A 15599-nucleotide genomic window follows, 5' to 3' on the forward strand; every position below is an offset into this window, starting at 1 on the left:
GGCCCGGCCGTTATGGCTGGGTCTTTTATCGTTCCGGTGGTACAATAAAAGGCATAGCAAGAGAGGAGCGGTTATTTTAAAGCATGGTACAAGAGAAAAGCATGGAGAAAAAAGGCGTCTTTTTTGACGTAGACGATACGCTGTACGATCATTTATCCCCTTTCCGTCAGGCGGTTATCGCCATTGTTGGGGACCGGGAAGGCTTTCCTTACGAAGAGGCTTACCACCGGATGCGTTACCATAGCGACATGCTGTCGCTCGAGATGGGCGGGGCAGGCGCGATGGAGAGCGGCTCAAGCACGGAGCTGATGCGCCGGCGGCGGTTCGAGCTGGCCCTTGCGGAGTTTGGAATCACGCTCAGCGAGGAGCAGGCCTCCGCTATGCAGGCTGCCTATATTGGCTGCCAGTTCAACATTACGATGTTCGAAGGGGCCAAGGAGTTGATTGAACGGCTGGTTAAAGCCGGTTATGTCGTTGGTCTGCTGACGAACGGCGCCGAGAATCATCAGCTCCGGAAAATCCGGGCGATGGAGCTTGATCATCTCATTCCGCCGGAGCGGCAGTTCGTCTCCGGCAAGATTGGCTGGGACAAGCCGGATTTACGGGTATTTCATCACGTGAACGAAGCAACCGGGACTAGGCCGGAGAACTGCGTTTATATCGGCGACTCTTGGCGCAATGACGTTATTGGCGCACTCGAAGCGGGCTGGTCGGTGATCTGGTTCAACCACCGGGAGGCAAGCCCGGAATCGGGCGAGCATACGCCGAATCATACGGCAGTAAATTATGAGCAATTGGCCAAGCTGCTGTTATAGCAAAGAAGAGCGGGATTAGAATGCTGTGGTTTATGCCGCAATTACGGATGAAGGAAGGAATCAATGATGAATCAACGTCGACCAAAGCTTGTCGTTATCGGCAGCTTGAATATGGATATCGTGGTGGAGACGAGCGCGTATCCGCAGGTAGGAGAGACGATTACCGGCCAGCGCGTCCGCTTTATTCCGGGCGGCAAAGGGGCTAACCAGGCGGTAGCCGGAGCGCGCCTTGGCGCCGATACGGTGATGATCGGGGCGGTAGGCGACGATGCCTTTGGAGAAGAGCTGCTCGGCAGCCTTCGGAAGGACGGCGTGGATATTGCCGGCGTGAAGCGGGTAGAGGGAACGGCGTCCGGTATTGCCTCCATCTATGTCGCGGAAGGAGACAACAGCATTGTTGTCGTTCCGGGGGCGAACGGACTTGTGGAACCGGCGGATATCGACCGCAGCGAGGACAAGCTGAAGGAAGCGGATCTCGTGCTGCTGCAGCTGGAGATTCCGGTGGAGACCGTGCTGTATGCCGCCCGCAAAGCAAAAGCGCTCGGCAAGCTGGTGGTGCTGAACCCTGCGCCGGCGCAGCAGCTGCCTGAAGAGCTGTTCGGGCTGGTAGACTATTTTACGCCGAATCGGACCGAGCTCAGCGGTTATGCGGATATGAGCGCGGACGGCGATTCGCTGGAGCCGGCTATACGCCGGATGATGGAGCTTGGAGCCGCTCACGTGGTGACGACGCTGGGCGCAAGCGGTTCGGCTTATTTGGATGAAGAGGGCAAGCTTGTTCGGATTAACGGTTATACAATGCCGGTAGTTGATACGACAGGGGCGGGAGATTGTTATAATGCCGCATTGGCCGTGGCGCTGGCATCCGGACGGAACCTGCGTGACGCGGTTGATTATGCCTCGATGGCGTCCGCGCTGGCGGTTACGAAATTCGGAGCGCAGACGGGCATGCCTGCGGAAGAAGAAGTGGCAAGGTTCGCGAAGGAACAAGGGAAGGAATTCGCCGGTTAGGGATATGGCGGAGCAATTGCGGAATAATACCTATGATGCCATCCAGGGAGGAGTAACTTCATAGGTATGAAACGATTCGTATTAGGTGTAACGGTCACAGCGCTTTTATGCGGGTTTTCGGCGCCAGTGGCAACCAAAGACAGAGCCTACTATGAAAAGCGGGGCGAGATCATTTGGGAAGTACCGGGCGAGAACAAGAGAATCGCGTTAACGTTTGATGACGGGCCTTATCCGGACACAACGGAACCGATCCTGGACCTGTTGAAGGAATATCATGCGAAGGCGACTTTTTTCGTTGTGGGCAACCGCGTGGAGAGCTTCCCGGAAACGATTAAACGGGAAATTGCGGAAGGCCATGAGGTAGCGAACCATACGTTCAACCACTACTTCCTGCAGAAAAAAACCTACGAAACGGTGCAGAACGAAATTGTGAAGACAGAGCAGGCTTTAGAGAAGGTGACCGGCAAAAAGCCCTTATTGTTCCGCCCGCCGGGCGGCTTTTATAACGATCAGATGCTTGCAATCGCCAAGAAAAACGGCTATACCACCGTCTTATGGTCCTGGCATCAGGATACGAACGACTGGCGCAGCCCGGGCGTACAAAAGATTGTGAATAAGGTGTTGAACAATGCCCGCAACGGGGACATTATTCTGCTCCACGATTACGTTCCGCGCTCGGTGCAGACGGTGGAAGCGCTGAAGATCATTCTGCCGGAGCTCCAGCGAAGAGGCTACGAGATGGTAACGGTCTCCGATCTGATCAACAACCGCGACAGTGTATTAAATCCATATTGAGGAAGATTGAAGCAGAAGGGAAAGGGAAGGCGGATGTCGAACCTTTCCCTTTACCTATGTACGCGGCCGCTAATTTTTGAGGGGCCCGGATAAAGGTGTGCTCACTCTTCTCTGCTCTGCTTGAACCATTCTGCTAGTAGTGGAATAGTTTGAACGGAGAGCCATACAATATTGTAAGCGCTATCAATGTGTTGGGAGGCCAATTTACACGAGAAGGTGGTATTGCGATGGGAACTCGTCTTTGGTGGGAGCAGGCAGTCAGACAACGTTTTCCGCATATTCGATATGTCACCATTCGCAGCTGTGGACATCATAAGGCGACGATCTATGCATGGGACGACCAGCTTCAGTTGTCCGAAGCGGATGCAGCCAAGCTGCACCGTTATGCGATGGAATGGATGTCACCGGATATTTGCGTGTCGGTGAAGCCGTACAATGAAGCGGCTGCGGATCAGGTATCATGCGCAAAGCCTGACGAGGAGCTTGCGAAGACGGCGCTGCGGGGTAGACTGGACCAGTCGGCCGTGTTTGCGGTGCTGAACAATTTGTTTGCCGGTGTTGTTGTCTCCTTTAACCGGTACGATGTCCGTACCGGAACGGTCCATCTGGCCGCGTACAGCCATTCCCCCTTCACAGAGACGGCCAAGAGCAAAATCCGCTACTACGCCGAGGAACTGATGCCGATTGGTTCGACGGTGAACGTTACTTACTACGGCTAATGCATTACAAATCAGAGGATCAGCGGCACTTCGGCTACGACGGAATGAGCAGGCTGCGAAGAGACCCCAGGGCAGAGGCTTGCCGGGGCAGCAGATGCTTAAAGTAAACGTCTAGCTTGGATCGCCTGCTGGTCCTTTTTTTGTCGCCGAACCCTTCCATATCCTGTATAATTAAGAGTACAAGCTGGCGATGTGGAATCCAGGCAAAAGGGGATCTGAGTGCGGGATGAGACTGAAACGATGGCGAAGTACGAAATACGCGGCCACTGTGGCCTATCTGGTTCTAATTGTTCTAGGCGTGACGGGAATGATCCCGAGCCGGTTATCAACTAGCCTGGTTGTTATTTTGCTGGGCGTTGTCCTGTTTATTCAAAGCTACGAAGACGCGAGGCGGGGAAGAACGGCCAGCATGCTGTTCTCGGCTATCGGCGGCATTATTTGCATATCGGCGCTGACGCTTATCCTGATTCTGACGGAGTTCAGCTAGGCGATAGGGAATGTGGATTTGAAGGACAAGCCTTAACGATGTATGGCATCGTTAAGGCTTTTTATATGCGCGAGAAGGGTGCGGTATCCTGAGATCGAGCGTCAGGGGCGGGTGCGGATGGGCGAGAAGTTGGCGAGACGGAGAGCTTAACGATACGCGGCATCGTTAAGGCAATGAAATAACGGTCAAGCGTGAAGCTTAACGCTGTGCGACATCGTTAAGGTTGGTTGGAATCGCCTACAGTAGGCGGAAAGAGCGAAAAAAGCGGAGCTTAACGATACGCGGCATCGTTAAGGCAATGAAATAAGGGTCAAGCGTGAACCTTAACGCTGTGCGACATCGTTAAGGTTGGTTGGAATGGTAGCGTCAAGAAGTTTGTGTAGTAGGGATTTCCATCGGGACGATGGAAATGAATATTTAGCTGTTGACCTTCTAGAGGGCAAAGCCCAAGCGAAGGCGCGGGAGCTCATTCTTCTTTAAATGAGTTGTTTGCGTAACGCTCACTGTACATGGCTTCAAACGCAGCTCTGGTACCAGGATCACTAAAACCACGAACGGCTCTACCACACCAATTCTCGTTGTAATCAATGGCTTGTAAGTAAATGATCTTCTCTGCAGCTTCAATGTTAGTTAGGCTGTTCATTGGTTTTAGCCGCTTTCGCAGTTCTTTGTTCATGCGCTCGATCGGATTCGTCGTGTAGATCGCATTTCGGACTAATGACGGGTACTTGTAGAATGTAAGCAAAGTTGGAAGCTGCTCTTCCCACGACTTCACTTCCTTTGGATACCGCTTGCTCCATGTACTTTTGAAGCCGTCAAACACAGCCAGGGCAACATCCCTATCCATAGCGGTGTAGACTTGTTTCAGGTCGCTCAGAAACGCCGTCTTATCCGCCATACGGATTTTTGGGAAAGTAGCACGGACTTTGTGGACGACACAATGCTGAACATCAGCCATTGGGTAGATCTCACGAAAAGCGTCTTCCAGACCAGGTAGGCCATCAAATACGCCGAGCAATACATCTGTGGCACCACGCTTCTTAAGGTCTTTAAGTACCTCGCGCCAACCGTTTGAGCTTTCATGACCGCCAACGTAGAAGCCGAGGATTTGACGAATTCCTTTCTCATCAATTCCCATCACTAAGTACACGGCTTCGCTGCTTACCGTGTTACGTTTGAGTTTGACGTAGAGACCATCCAAGTAGAGGACGGAGTAGCGTTTCTCCAGGGGGCGTGTTTGCCACTCTTCAATGTCCTCCATAACCGTTTGTGTAATGTTACTGACCGTTGTTGGAGAGTAATGTGTGCCAAACATACTTTCGATGAACTTAGCCACCTCGCGCGTACTCATACCACCTTTGTACATGTGAATAATGGCCTCCTCTAACCATCCTTCTCTGCGCTGGTATGGCTCGAAAAGTTGCGTCTGGAAGGTCCCTTTACGGTCACGTGGAACCCGAAGTGCGTTAATGGTGCCATAGCGCGTCTGGAACGAACGCTTGTAATGTCCGTTTCGGCTATTGGATGACGTCGGTTTTTCAATGGTCATGTAATTCTTAATTTCTTCTTGAAGGAGCAGTTCAAGCTTTTCTTGGAGCAGCTTAGTAACAGTATTTTCAAGTAGATTATGAAAGGCATTTTCGGGTATATTAGTCATCGAGTAGGGTCCTCCTCTTGGTGATGTCGCAATCCCGAGGATACCCTACTTTTTTGCGTTCTGGAAAGACTCCAGATCTTGGTACACAGACTATTTTACGTCATCGTTGGAATCGCCCACAGTAGGCGGAAAGAGCGAAAAAGGCGGAGCTTAACGATACGCGGCATCGTTAAGGCAATGAAATAACGGTTAAGCGTGAAGCTTAACGCTGTGCGACATCGTTAAGGTTGGTTGGAATCGCCCAAAGTAGGCGGAAAGAGTGCGCAGAAGCTGACGGTGAGGGGAAAAATCCCTCCGCGAGCGACAGCCATCCCCTTGTACTAAAAATTAGGACTTTACTTGTATACAAGAATACAAGTAAAGTAAAGATAAGAGAAAAACGCGGAAGGAGGATTGCAGATGACCTTCATTTCTTCGCTGCAGCCGCAGCAGCGCAAGACGCTGGGCGATCAGATCTACGAGTCGATCCGGGAGAGCATCGTTTCGTTCAAGCTGCCGCCGGGTACGATGATTTACGAAAATGAGTTAGCCGAGACGATGAAAGTGAGCCGGACGCCGATAAGGGAAGCCATCCGGCTGCTTGTCAGCGAACAGCTGCTGGAGGTGCTCCCGCAGCGGGGCACGCGAATCGCCCTCATCTCGGCGCGCAAGGTGAGCGAAGCTCGTTTTATCCGCGAGCAGCTTGAGCTTGGCGCGTTCCGTCTGGCCGCAGCCCAATGGGGCGAGCGTGACCGCTCCGCTGAAAGAACTGCATTCGAAGCGCTATTGGAGCAGCAGCGTGCCGCAGCCGAAGCGAAAGACATCGCGTTGTTCATGCAGCTCGACGAGGCTTTTCACCGCGCGGTTCTGGAGATTGCCGGCAACGAAACGCTGATGCAGATGATCTATTACATGCGCGCGCATCTTAACCGAGCCCGTTACCTGGCCATTGACCAGTTCGGCCATATGGACCGTGTCATTGAGGAACACCGCCAGCTGTTCGAGGCGATACGAAGCGGGGATGAGCAGCTTGCCGCGGCGCGGCTGGAGCAGCATATCCGCAAGCTGGACCAAGAGCTTCCGCAGCTGCGGGAGGCGAATCCGGATTATTTTACCGATTAGATTAAATTCAAATTTCCTTGGGAGAGGACAACTATCATGAGAATGACTTTTCGTTGGTACGGGGAAGGCAATGATTCGGTAAGTCTGAAGCAGATCAAGCAAATTCCGGGGGTAGAAGGCCTCGTATGGGCGCTGCACGACGTGCCGGCAGGCGAAGAATGGCCGATGGACAAAATCATGGATTACAAGCGTCTGGCCGACGAATACGGTTTCCATCTGGAAGTGGTGGAAAGCGTTAACGTGCATGATGACATTAAGCTGGGCCTGCCTTCGCGCGACCGTTACATCGAGAACTACAAGCGGACGATCGAGAAGCTGGCGACGGTAGGCGTAAAGGTCATCTGCTATAACTTCATGCCGATCTTCGATTGGATGCGTACGGATCTGTTCAAGGAGATGGAAGACGGCTCAACCGCGCTGTTTTTCGATAAAGCCAAAATCCAAAGCATGAGCGCGGAAGAGCTGGTTGCCAACATCGCGGGCAATTCCTCGTACTCGATGCCAGGCTGGGAGCCGGAGCGCCTGAAGCGTCTCGCGCCGCTGTTCGAAGCGTATAAGGACGTGACGGAAGAGGACCTCTTCAACAATCTGAAATATTTCCTCGAGCAGATCATCCCGGTTTGCGAAAAGCATGACATCAAAATGGCCATCCATCCGGACGATCCTCCATACTCGGTATTCGGCCTGCCGCGGATCGTGACCAGCCGCGATAACCTGGCAAGACTGCTGAAGCTGGTAGACAGCCCGTATAACGGACTGACGCTTTGCAGCGGCTCGCTTGGCGCAAACCCGGACAACGATATTCCCGCGATGGTGCGGGAGTTCGCGGACCGGATTCCTTTTGCCCATATCCGCAACGTGCGCGTGTACGAGAATGGAGATTTCATTGAGACCTCCCATAAATCGAGCGACGGCACGGTAGATATCGCGGAGGTTGTCCGCGCGTACCACGAGAGCGGGTTTACGGGATATGCGCGTCCCGACCACGGCCGCCATATCTGGGATGAGGAATGCCGTCCGGGCTACGGTCTGTATGACCGTGCGCTTGGCATCATGTATCTGTGGGGCGTCTGGGACGGACTTGAGCGAATTCGAAAGGGGAATGCCTAAAAATGGTACCGAATCATGAGAATTTAGCGGGCAAGGTTGCGGTTATTACGGGAGGAAGCGGCGTGCTGTGCGCCGAAATGGCAAGAGAGCTGGGGCGTCAAGGCGTAAAGGTAGCGATTCTGAACCGCACGGCGGAAAAAGGCGAAGCCGTGGCGCGCGAAATCCGCGAAGCAGGCGGCGTGGCTATTGCGGTTGCGTGCAATGTGGTGGATGCGGAGAGCGTGAAGGAAGCTAGCGCGGTTGTGCTGGAGCAGCTCGGCAGCTGCGATATTCTGATCAACGGCGCCGGCGGCAATCATCCGGACGGCATCACGACGAAAGAGACTTTCCATCCGGACGATCTGGCGAACCCTGACGTGACGAGCTTTTTTGATCTGAAAAAAGAAGGCTTTGGCTTTGTTTTCGATCTGAATCTTCTCGGCACCCTGATTCCGACGCAAGTCTTCGCTCAGCAAATGATCAACAAGCCGGGGGCAACGGTGATTAATATGTCCTCGATGAGCGCTCCGAGTCCGATGACGAAAGTGCCAGCGTACAGCGCGGCCAAGGCTGCGATCAACAACTTTACGCAATGGCTGGCCGTTCACATGGCGGATGTCGGCATTCGCGTAAACGCGATTGCGCCGGGCTTTTTCCTGACGGAGCAGAACCGTAAGCTTCTTACGAACGAAGACGGCTCCCTGACCGAGCGCTCGAACAAAATCATTACCCACACCCCGATGCGCCGCTTCGGCAAACCGGAGGATCTGCTCGGAACGCTCGTATGGCTTGCCGATGACAGCGTGTCCGGCTTCGTAACCGGCATTACCGTTCCGGTCGACGGCGGCTTTATGGCTTACTCCGGCGTATAGGACTAGGCGGGAAGAGAACCGCTGAGCCTTCCGTAACTCGAAACTTGCAAGCGCAATGTGGTAATATAAGGTGCAGTTTAGTTCGTGAAAATCGGAAGGAGTGGCGATTGTGAAATACCGGAGACTCGGAAGCACGGATCTTAACGTATCGGTCATTGGCATCGGAACGTGGCAGTTCGGAGGAGAATGGGGCCGCGAGTATACGCAGGGCGAAGCGGATGCGATACTCGACAAAGGACATGAGCTTGGCATCAATCTGATTGATACCGCGGAATGCTACGGCGATCATCTGTCGGAATCGCTTATTGGCGATTATATCAGCCGCCGCAAGCGCGAGGACTGGATTATCGCAACGAAATTCGGCCATCACTTCCATGAAAGGTTCACGCGTACGGATTCTTTTGACCCGGCGGGTGTGATCGAACAGCTGGATGCATCTTTAAAGGCATTAAAAGTTGACTACATTGATCTTTATCAGTTCCATTCCGGACCTGACCAAGTGTTTGATAACGATGATTTGTGGACGGCGCTGGACAAGCAGGTGCAGGCAGGCAAAATCCGTTTCCTTGGCACTTCGATCGGCAGCAACGCCAACATTCATCAAACGGAAGCATCGACAAAAGTAGGCTCCCGCGCGATCCAAGTCGTGTACAACCGTCTGGACCGCGTGCCGGAGGAGCAGGTCTTCCCGTCCTGCCAGCGGCAGGACCTCGGCGTGCTTGCGCGCGTACCGCTGGCGAGCGGATACCTCAGCGGCAAGTACAAGCCGGGAGCCGTGTTCAGCAGCACGGATGTGCGCCATCGTCACGATGCGGAAAGCACATTGGAAAAGCTGAAGGAAGTTGAGCGCATCCAGCGCGAGGAAGTGCCGCAGGGCGTGGACATGGCGAGCTGGGCGCTCGCATGGTGCCTCAAGCACCCGGCCGTAACGGCAGTAATTCCGGGCTGCAAGGATCCGGAGCAGGTCGCATCGAATGCGCTAGCGGCGCAGCTGGCGAGCGAGCCTCATCCGCAGGACGTGAAATTATCGAAGGAATAGGAATGCGTGAAGGGCCGGCCCATTCAGGGGGCTGGCTCTTTCTATTTATTTTGGTGGACGGAAAGGCGGTTGGATGGTGTTTAGTAGGTGGATAGCAGCAGGGCTTGTTGCGCTGGTGCTGGTTATAGCGGCTGGCTGCAGTCAGAAGAAAGAGCCGGATACAGCCGCCGTGCCGGACTATGCGCCTTATCTCGCGGAACAGGCCGGGGAGCTGCGAGTCGTTGTATTGGTGAAGAATAAGGTGGAGGAAGAAACGAGGACGGTCAACGATATGGTTGCTGCAATGGCGGGCCGCTTCACGCCGGTTATCTACGATGTGAATACGGAAGAAGGAAAGAAAGCAGAGGAGCAGCTCGAAGCCGGCAGCGGAGGGTATCCCGCCTACTATTTGTTCGATGACCGGCAGCTTTTAACGGAAGGCCATGATCTCCCGCAGATTGCACAAGCCGTTATGGACTACAAAGACAGGCTGTCGATTGGCGGGACCGGTGGGTGAAGGGCATCAAACGCTAATAGGACCTAACCCGGCCTCACTCGGATGCGGGGGGCGCGGAGTGGGGGAGCTAGGCCCTGCGGCAGGTTAGCGTTTAGAAGAAAAAGAATGAGCGCAGGCCGCGTTTTTTGCGTTTGCCTTCGTTCTCGGCGGCGGCTTTGGCGCTCTCTCCGAACGCAAGCAGCTCTTGCTGCGGCGTGCGAAGAGCTTCAATGGTGGCGGCAAGCTCGGTCAGCGATCTGCGGAGCTCCTCAAGCTCTTTGCGATGATGGAGCAGCTGGACGGTAACGACTTCATCGGCCTTCTGGGACAGGGCAGCTTCTATGGCATTTAGACGTTCAAGCATCGGATCGAGTTCGTCGGTTACGGAGGATGAAGAATGGACAGGGGCAGAAGGGACGATGACTTGCGTAGCTACAGACGATTGGGAAACAGATCCCGCCGGCGATTGAGCTGCATCAACGGATGCCGCAGCATGCTGAAGACCGGTTGCAATCTCAGCCGTTGCCTCGGCTCCTTGAGCTCCTTCTCCGCTGCCTGCCGCGTATACGTTTCCGGCACTATCCACCACCAGCGCGCCAATGCTGCTTCTGCCGGTAAGATTAGCCCCGGCGCCCATAGGGGAGCTGCCGCCAACCAAATGAAGGTTGCCCGCATTGTCCACTACGCCGCCGGCTCGGCCTACGCCTGCGGCTGCGCCAACCAAGCCATCCGCCGCAACAACATTCCCCTTCGCATCAACCAACAGCTTACCGGAATCATCGGACTTGCTTGACGGGCGTTCCGCCGCAACAGGCGGAGCGGGTTCGGCCGTTCCCATTACTTCAACGGCGACAGCCGCTAATGACTCTTCTTCCGCCAGCGACAGAAGCCGGATGTCGTACAGGGCTGTACCGGAATCCAACTGGCCTTTGATTTTCCGCAGCTTCTCCATCGCCGGGGTATCAAAAATATAATGTCCAAACATGTCCTTCCGGAAGGAAGCCGGAAAGGTCGACACCCAACGCCTGACGGTTGTTTCACTGACGGCCAGCTGATGGGCCGCCTCTTTCGTTTTGAGCAACGTCATTTCATCACCTCATTCATTTGTCACTTACGAGACTTATTCGTCCTCGAAAACGATCTCCCTGCCCGCCTGACAAAGGTAGTGGTATATCGCTAAAAGAAGTGTTCATCCGATTCGATTCGCGAAATCCGGGTCGTTCGACAATATTCAGCAAAGCTTTACGATAGAATGCACTTTCTGTGAAAAGCGAACATTACAAATGGAAATAAATAAATAGTTCGTGAATAGAACGTATTTTCGTGAAAAAAGGATTGACAGTGCCTAGGTTTGTCCAGTAACCTTATGAAGGTTAATTGAACAGCTAACATCACTATCATTCGTATATCCTCATCAATATGGCGTGAGGGTCTCTACAAGGAGCCAAAAATCCTAACTACGAATAAGGGATACGTGTACCATCTTCCCTTATTCGCGGCGCAGGATTTTTTTTGTTTCCAGATTTACTAATCCGGCGCATTCAAGGGGACAATAGGTAACACGCAATCCGGACAATAAGGACAACCTGGAGGGAACAAGCAATGGATCGCCTGTTTAAACTGAAGGAGCGGGGCACTACGTTAACAACGGAGCTGCTCGCGGGAATTACGACTTTTCTTACGATGGTCTATATCGTAATCGTTAACCCCGGCGTGCTAAGCGAAGCGGGAATGGACTTTCACGGCGTCTTTATCGCCACCGTCCTCGCAAGTATCGTGGCAACGCTCATAATGGGACTTTTCTCGAATTACCCGATTGCGCTGGCGCCCGGCATGGGGCTTAACGCTTATTTCGCGTTTTCTGTCGTAGGGGGAGAGGGCGTATCGTGGCAAACGGCGCTTGGCGCGGTTTTTGTCGCCGGGGTTATCTTCATCCTGCTGTCCCTGACTTCCTTCCGCTACATGCTGCTTGATGCCATCCCGTCAAGCCTGAAGCATGCTATTACGGCGGGTATCGGCTTATTCATTACGTTTATCGGTCTGCAAAATGCAAAAATCGTCGTTGCTTCGCCAGCGACCCTCATCACGATGGGGGATCTGTCGCAGCCGATGACGCTGCTTACGATCGTAGGTCTTATTATCTCGCTTATTCTGATGGCTTACCGGGTAAAGGGCTTCCTGTTCATCGGCATGATCATCACGGCTATTATCGCGGTTATCACAGGCCAGATGCATTTGCCGGAAAAGTGGGCTGCGCTGCCTACAGGCCTGAGTGCGACGGCTTTCCAGCTGGATATTGGCGGCGTGTTCCAAAATGGCCTTTATGCCGTTATTTTCACTTTCCTGCTTATTACGCTGTTTGACACAACCGGCACGATGCTTGGCGTTGCGGAGCAAGCCGGCCTGCTGAAGGACAATAAGTTCCCGCGTTCGCGCGGCGCGCTGCTTGCCGATGCCATCGGCACAACTACCGGCGCATTGCTTGGCACAAGCCCAACCTCCGCGTATGTCGAGTCGAGCTCGGGGGTAGCCGTAGGCGGCAGAACCGGTCTGACGGCCATAACGGTAAGCGTGCTGCTGGCGCTGACGCTCTTTTTCTCCCCGACGGTATCGGTTCTCGCGGGTATTCCCGCCATTACGGCTCCGGCGCTTATTATCGTGGGCTTCCTGATGATAAACGTTCTGCGCAAAATCGATTGGAGCGACATTGAAGAAGCATTCCCGGCGTTCCTGATCGTAGTTCTTATGCCGCTTACGTACAGCATCGCAACGGGGATTGGCATCGGCTTTATCGTGTATCCGATTCTGAAGCTGATCCGCGGCAAAGGCAAAGAGGTTCATCCGATTTTCTATGTGTTTGCGGTTCTGTTCTTTATACAGATCGGTTTCTTCAGCCACTAGCCACCGGCCTATAATGCCCGCGGCGCAGCCTAGGGAAGAGCACCAATCCTTACCCTTACACGTACAATAACCCATGGCATGATCATGGGAGGGGGAAGGAAATGCTTCAAATTTCGGGCAATGACGCCGGGGACATTAACCCGTTTGCGTTAACGCCGGTCGAGCGGGACGTGCTGCAAGGCAAGCAGAACAGTCCCGTTGTCTACCAATATGATTCAATGGACTCGCTCCGGTTCGAGCTGCGCCTTCGGGACCGTACGGTGAATGCGGCCAGAATGCTGCAGGACAGCCGGGCGGACTTCGCGGTATTCCGTAACTCCAGATGCAATCCGCGTTATTGGACGAGGACGGAGAACGGGGGCTTCCAGATGAATCCGGATGTTCGGCCTTCGGATGCGATTAACGATATTTTTCAGAATGGCGAGAATTACGGGTTCGAATGCGCAACCGCGATTGTAATCGTGCTGTACAAAGCAGTGCTGGATACAATCGGCGAGCAAGCGTTCAACAAGCTGTTCAATCCGCTGTATTTGCGGGACTGGAACCATGACGGCGACTTGTGGTTCATTACGACACATAACAAGAACGAATCGTACCCGGGCGACGTGATGTACTTCCGCAATCCGGATTTCGACCGGGAGACGCCGGAATGGCAAGGGGAGAATGTCGTGAAGCTGTCGGATAATCTGTTCTTCGGCCACGGCATCGGCATTGAAACGGGCGAACAGATCATCAGCGCATTAAATAGAATGCGCGAGCCGTTCAGCTCCGAATCGGCTTATCTCGACGATCTGGTCGTTCATCCGAACTTCCAGCATTTGAGGCAGATCGCGGCTCGGGGCAGCCGCTTTGCGGTAAAATTGTAAATGGAATCATAACACTAGGCGTCTCGGGCGCTCACAGGTGAAATAAGACCCTCGCGGGGACTTATCGAGCACCAGTAGAGTAATTTGAGTTGCGATAAGACCCTGTCAGGGTCTTATAAACTCGCGGGAGTCCTTGAACGGACCTACCTTGGGCGCGCATAGGCGAAATAAGACCCTCGCGGGGACTTATCGAGCACCAGTAGAGTAACTTGAGTTGCGGTAAGACCCTGTCAGGGTCTTATTAACTCGCGGTGGTCCTTATAAACGGACCTACCTTGGGCGCGCACAGATGAAATAAGACCCTCGCGGGGTCTTATCGAGCATCAGTAGAGTAACTTGAGTTGCGATAAGACCCTGTCAGGGTCTTATTAACTTGCGGAAGTCCTAAAACGGACCTACCTTGGGCGCGCACAGATGAAATAAGACCCTCGCGGGGTCTTATTCGGTATCATTTGAGTAACTTGAGTTGCGATAAGACCCTGTCAGGGTCTTATAAACTTGCGGGAGTCCTTGAGCGGACCTACCTTGGGCGCGCACAGATGAAATAAGACCCTCGCGGGGTCTTATCGAGCACCAGTAGAGTAACTTGAGTTGCGATAAGACCTTGTCAGGGTCTTATAAACTTGCGGTGGTCCTAAAACGGACCTATCTGAGGCGCGACAGGTGAAACAAGACCCTCCCGGGGTCTTATCGGACACCAGTAGAGTAACTTGAGTTGCGATAAGACCCTGTCAGGGTCTTATTAACTTGCGGGAGTCCTTGAACGGACCTACCTTGGGCGCGCACAGGTGAAATAAGACCCTCGCGGGGACTTGTTTTATTTCGAACGCATGTTGCGGCGGAACAGCTGGGGCGCTTCCCCGGTAATCTTCTTGAACAGCCGTGAAAAATAAAACACATCGCCGTAGCCAAGCGCCGCTGCGATTTCCTTGACCGTCTGCTCGGTATTGAGCAGGCGGTTTTTGGCTTCGGCCATTTTTAGCCGATGGACGTATTCGTGCAGGGCGAAGCCGGTATACTCGCTAACCGTACGGCGCAGCGTCGATAATGCCCAATGATGGCGCTCGGCAAAAGCCGCCGCATCGAAAGGTTCATGCAAAGTGCCGGATAAGGCCTGGAGCAGCTGGGCAAGGCGGGCTGTCTTGCCTTGAGCGGTTGGCGAGGATTGACAGCTCTGCACCCAGTCGTAGACGAGAGACTCAAGCGTCAGCGCAGCGCGGTCGGCGTCGGCCGGGGTGCCGCTGTCCATCAGCGCAAAGATGCGGTCAATCCGGTTCTGCGAAGAAGCATCCTCACCCGGATTCATGACTGCGTTCGGGACGATCGGCCAATGCTCGAGCCACTCCCGATGCCTTGATCCCTCAATGGTGAAGTAATACTCGTCCCAATAGCCGCCAGGGTCTGGACCGTAATCATAATGAAAGCCGGGCTGGAATAAGAACAAGCTGCCGGCCGTCACCTGCTGCGCCTCTCCGCGGTCGACGCGGTAGGTTCCCGAACCTCCCGCAATATATACGATCGCCCAATATTGAAAAACCGCCCCCTGCCGGAAATGCGTTCGACCGGGCAAATAGCCGACGTTTCGAATAACGAGGGAACGAACGGACAGCTTGGCGGGATCCACCGTTAAATCGATCATGCGAAGGGGCTGTGAACTGATCATATAATCCATGATTTGAGCCATGCTGTTCATTCCTCTCTTTTTATACTCATGATAAATTGAACATAGAGCAGGTTGCAACTGATTATAGGAAACATGGAGGAGATGCTGG

The 15599-nt window shown here is 53.7% G+C and carries 15 protein-coding genes and 1 riboswitch; of the genes, 12 read left to right on the plus strand and 3 right to left on the minus strand.

Features of this window, described 5'->3' with window-relative positions; translation table 11 throughout:
• Positions 1–83 precede the first annotated feature (83 nt).
• The 5 genes from ACR9FF_RS01925 to ACR9FF_RS01945 all read left to right on the plus strand — a co-directional run bounded on the left by ACR9FF_RS01925 (position 84) and on the right by ACR9FF_RS01945 (position 3827).
• Positions 84–815 carry an HAD family hydrolase gene (locus ACR9FF_RS01925; protein ID WP_435168557.1) on the plus strand — a complete coding sequence of 244 codons (732 nt, stop codon included), beginning with the start codon at positions 84–86 and terminating at the stop codon, positions 813–815.
• Between the two features lie 63 nt (positions 816–878).
• Positions 879–1826 (plus strand): ribokinase, encoded by a 948-nt coding sequence (rbsK, locus tag ACR9FF_RS01930; RefSeq protein WP_248758261.1) that lies wholly within the window; start codon positions 879–881, stop codon positions 1824–1826.
• 66 nt (positions 1827–1892) lie between these two features.
• A complete protein-coding gene (locus ACR9FF_RS01935; protein WP_127498692.1) occupies positions 1893–2621 on the plus strand; it encodes a polysaccharide deacetylase family protein in 729 nt (242 codons plus the stop codon).
• 227 nt (positions 2622–2848) lie between these two features.
• Positions 2849–3340 (plus strand): hypothetical protein, encoded by a 492-nt coding sequence (locus ACR9FF_RS01940; RefSeq protein WP_127498690.1) that lies wholly within the window; start codon positions 2849–2851, stop codon positions 3338–3340.
• 226 nt (positions 3341–3566) lie between these two features.
• On the plus strand, positions 3567–3827 hold the full coding sequence (locus ACR9FF_RS01945; RefSeq protein ID WP_012772333.1) for a hypothetical protein: 261 nt from the start codon (positions 3567–3569) through the stop codon (positions 3825–3827).
• 466 nt (positions 3828–4293) lie between these two features.
• Here the strand turns inward: ACR9FF_RS01945 and ACR9FF_RS01950 are convergent, their stop codons facing one another.
• On the minus strand, positions 4294–5484 hold the full coding sequence (locus ACR9FF_RS01950) for an IS256 family transposase (RefSeq protein WP_317982533.1): 1191 nt from the start codon (positions 5482–5484) through the stop codon (positions 4294–4296).
• A 399-nt stretch (positions 5485–5883) separates the two neighbouring features.
• Here ACR9FF_RS01950 and ACR9FF_RS01955 point away from each other — a divergent pair, with 399 nt between their 5' ends.
• The 5 genes from ACR9FF_RS01955 (at position 5884) to ACR9FF_RS01975 (ending at position 10081) form a co-directional block, all read left to right on the plus strand.
• Positions 5884–6585, plus strand: coding sequence for a GntR family transcriptional regulator (locus ACR9FF_RS01955; protein WP_435168560.1), 702 nt, complete (start codon positions 5884–5886; stop codon positions 6583–6585).
• 36 nt (positions 6586–6621) lie between these two features.
• On the plus strand, positions 6622–7695 hold the full coding sequence (gene uxuA / locus ACR9FF_RS01960; RefSeq protein WP_127498686.1) for a mannonate dehydratase: 1074 nt from the start codon (positions 6622–6624) through the stop codon (positions 7693–7695).
• A gap of 2 nt (positions 7696–7697) precedes the next feature.
• Entirely contained in the window at positions 7698–8546 is an 849-nt protein-coding gene (locus ACR9FF_RS01965) for an SDR family oxidoreductase (protein WP_127498684.1), read from the plus strand.
• A 109-nt stretch (positions 8547–8655) separates the two neighbouring features.
• Complete coding sequence (locus ACR9FF_RS01970) at positions 8656–9585, plus strand: aldo/keto reductase (RefSeq protein WP_435168563.1); 930 nt, start codon at positions 8656–8658, stop codon at positions 9583–9585.
• A 73-nt stretch (positions 9586–9658) separates the two neighbouring features.
• The gene (locus ACR9FF_RS01975) at positions 9659–10081 is read left to right on the plus strand and encodes a hypothetical protein (protein ID WP_435168565.1); all 423 of its coding nucleotides are present in this window, start codon (positions 9659–9661) and stop codon (positions 10079–10081) included.
• A gap of 91 nt (positions 10082–10172) precedes the next feature.
• Here ACR9FF_RS01975 and ACR9FF_RS01980 read toward each other — a convergent pair whose 3' ends face one another.
• A complete protein-coding gene (locus tag ACR9FF_RS01980) occupies positions 10173–11147 on the minus strand; it encodes a MerR family transcriptional regulator (RefSeq protein WP_435168567.1) in 975 nt (324 codons plus the stop codon).
• Positions 11148–11441: 294 nt separating this feature from the next.
• Positions 11442–11540, plus strand: a riboswitch (purine riboswitch).
• Positions 11541–11662: 122 nt separating this feature from the next.
• Here ACR9FF_RS01980 and ACR9FF_RS01985 point away from each other — a divergent pair.
• Both ACR9FF_RS01985 and ACR9FF_RS01990 read left to right on the plus strand, forming a co-directional pair.
• Positions 11663–12961: an NCS2 family permease gene (locus tag ACR9FF_RS01985; RefSeq protein WP_012772340.1), complete on the plus strand. Its 1299-nt coding sequence runs from the start codon at positions 11663–11665 to the stop codon at positions 12959–12961.
• Between the two features lie 101 nt (positions 12962–13062).
• Positions 13063–13827 carry a protein-glutamine gamma-glutamyltransferase gene (locus ACR9FF_RS01990; protein ID WP_435168569.1) on the plus strand — a complete coding sequence of 255 codons (765 nt, stop codon included), beginning with the start codon at positions 13063–13065 and terminating at the stop codon, positions 13825–13827.
• An 817-nt stretch (positions 13828–14644) separates the two neighbouring features.
• On the opposite strand, the gene ACR9FF_RS01995 is transcribed toward ACR9FF_RS01990, so the two are convergent.
• The gene (locus tag ACR9FF_RS01995; protein ID WP_435168571.1) at positions 14645–15511 is read right to left on the minus strand and encodes a helix-turn-helix domain-containing protein; all 867 of its coding nucleotides are present in this window, start codon (positions 15509–15511) and stop codon (positions 14645–14647) included.
• Positions 15512–15599: the final 88 nt, after the last annotated feature.

The organism is Paenibacillus glycanilyticus, assembly GCF_051200795.1.
GTDB classification, from domain to species: domain Bacteria; phylum Bacillota; class Bacilli; order Paenibacillales; family Paenibacillaceae; genus Pristimantibacillus; species Pristimantibacillus glycanilyticus.

Excerpts from the sequence above, each read along its gene's own strand:
- ACR9FF_RS01925 (WP_435168557.1), top strand. The coding sequence starts at position 84 with ATGGTACAAGAGAAAAGCATGGAGAAAAAAGGCGTCTTTTTTGACGTA.
- rbsK (WP_248758261.1), top strand. The coding sequence starts at position 879 with ATGATGAATCAACGTCGACCAAAGCTTGTCGTTATCGGCAGCTTGAAT.
- ACR9FF_RS01935 (WP_127498692.1), top strand. The coding sequence starts at position 1,893 with ATGAAACGATTCGTATTAGGTGTAACGGTCACAGCGCTTTTATGCGGG.
- ACR9FF_RS01940 (WP_127498690.1), top strand. The coding sequence starts at position 2,849 with ATGGGAACTCGTCTTTGGTGGGAGCAGGCAGTCAGACAACGTTTTCCG.
- ACR9FF_RS01945 (WP_012772333.1), top strand. The coding sequence starts at position 3,567 with ATGAGACTGAAACGATGGCGAAGTACGAAATACGCGGCCACTGTGGCC.
- ACR9FF_RS01950 (WP_317982533.1), bottom strand. The coding sequence starts at position 5,484 with ATGACTAATATACCCGAAAATGCCTTTCATAATCTACTTGAAAATACT.
- ACR9FF_RS01955 (WP_435168560.1), top strand. The coding sequence starts at position 5,884 with ATGACCTTCATTTCTTCGCTGCAGCCGCAGCAGCGCAAGACGCTGGGC.
- uxuA (WP_127498686.1), top strand. The coding sequence starts at position 6,622 with ATGAGAATGACTTTTCGTTGGTACGGGGAAGGCAATGATTCGGTAAGT.
- ACR9FF_RS01965 (WP_127498684.1), top strand. The coding sequence starts at position 7,698 with ATGGTACCGAATCATGAGAATTTAGCGGGCAAGGTTGCGGTTATTACG.
- ACR9FF_RS01975 (WP_435168565.1), top strand. The coding sequence starts at position 9,659 with ATGGTGTTTAGTAGGTGGATAGCAGCAGGGCTTGTTGCGCTGGTGCTG.
- ACR9FF_RS01980 (WP_435168567.1), bottom strand. The coding sequence starts at position 11,147 with ATGACGTTGCTCAAAACGAAAGAGGCGGCCCATCAGCTGGCCGTCAGT.
- ACR9FF_RS01985 (WP_012772340.1), top strand. The coding sequence starts at position 11,663 with ATGGATCGCCTGTTTAAACTGAAGGAGCGGGGCACTACGTTAACAACG.
- ACR9FF_RS01990 (WP_435168569.1), top strand. The coding sequence starts at position 13,063 with ATGCTTCAAATTTCGGGCAATGACGCCGGGGACATTAACCCGTTTGCG.
- ACR9FF_RS01995 (WP_435168571.1), bottom strand. The coding sequence starts at position 15,511 with ATGGCTCAAATCATGGATTATATGATCAGTTCACAGCCCCTTCGCATG.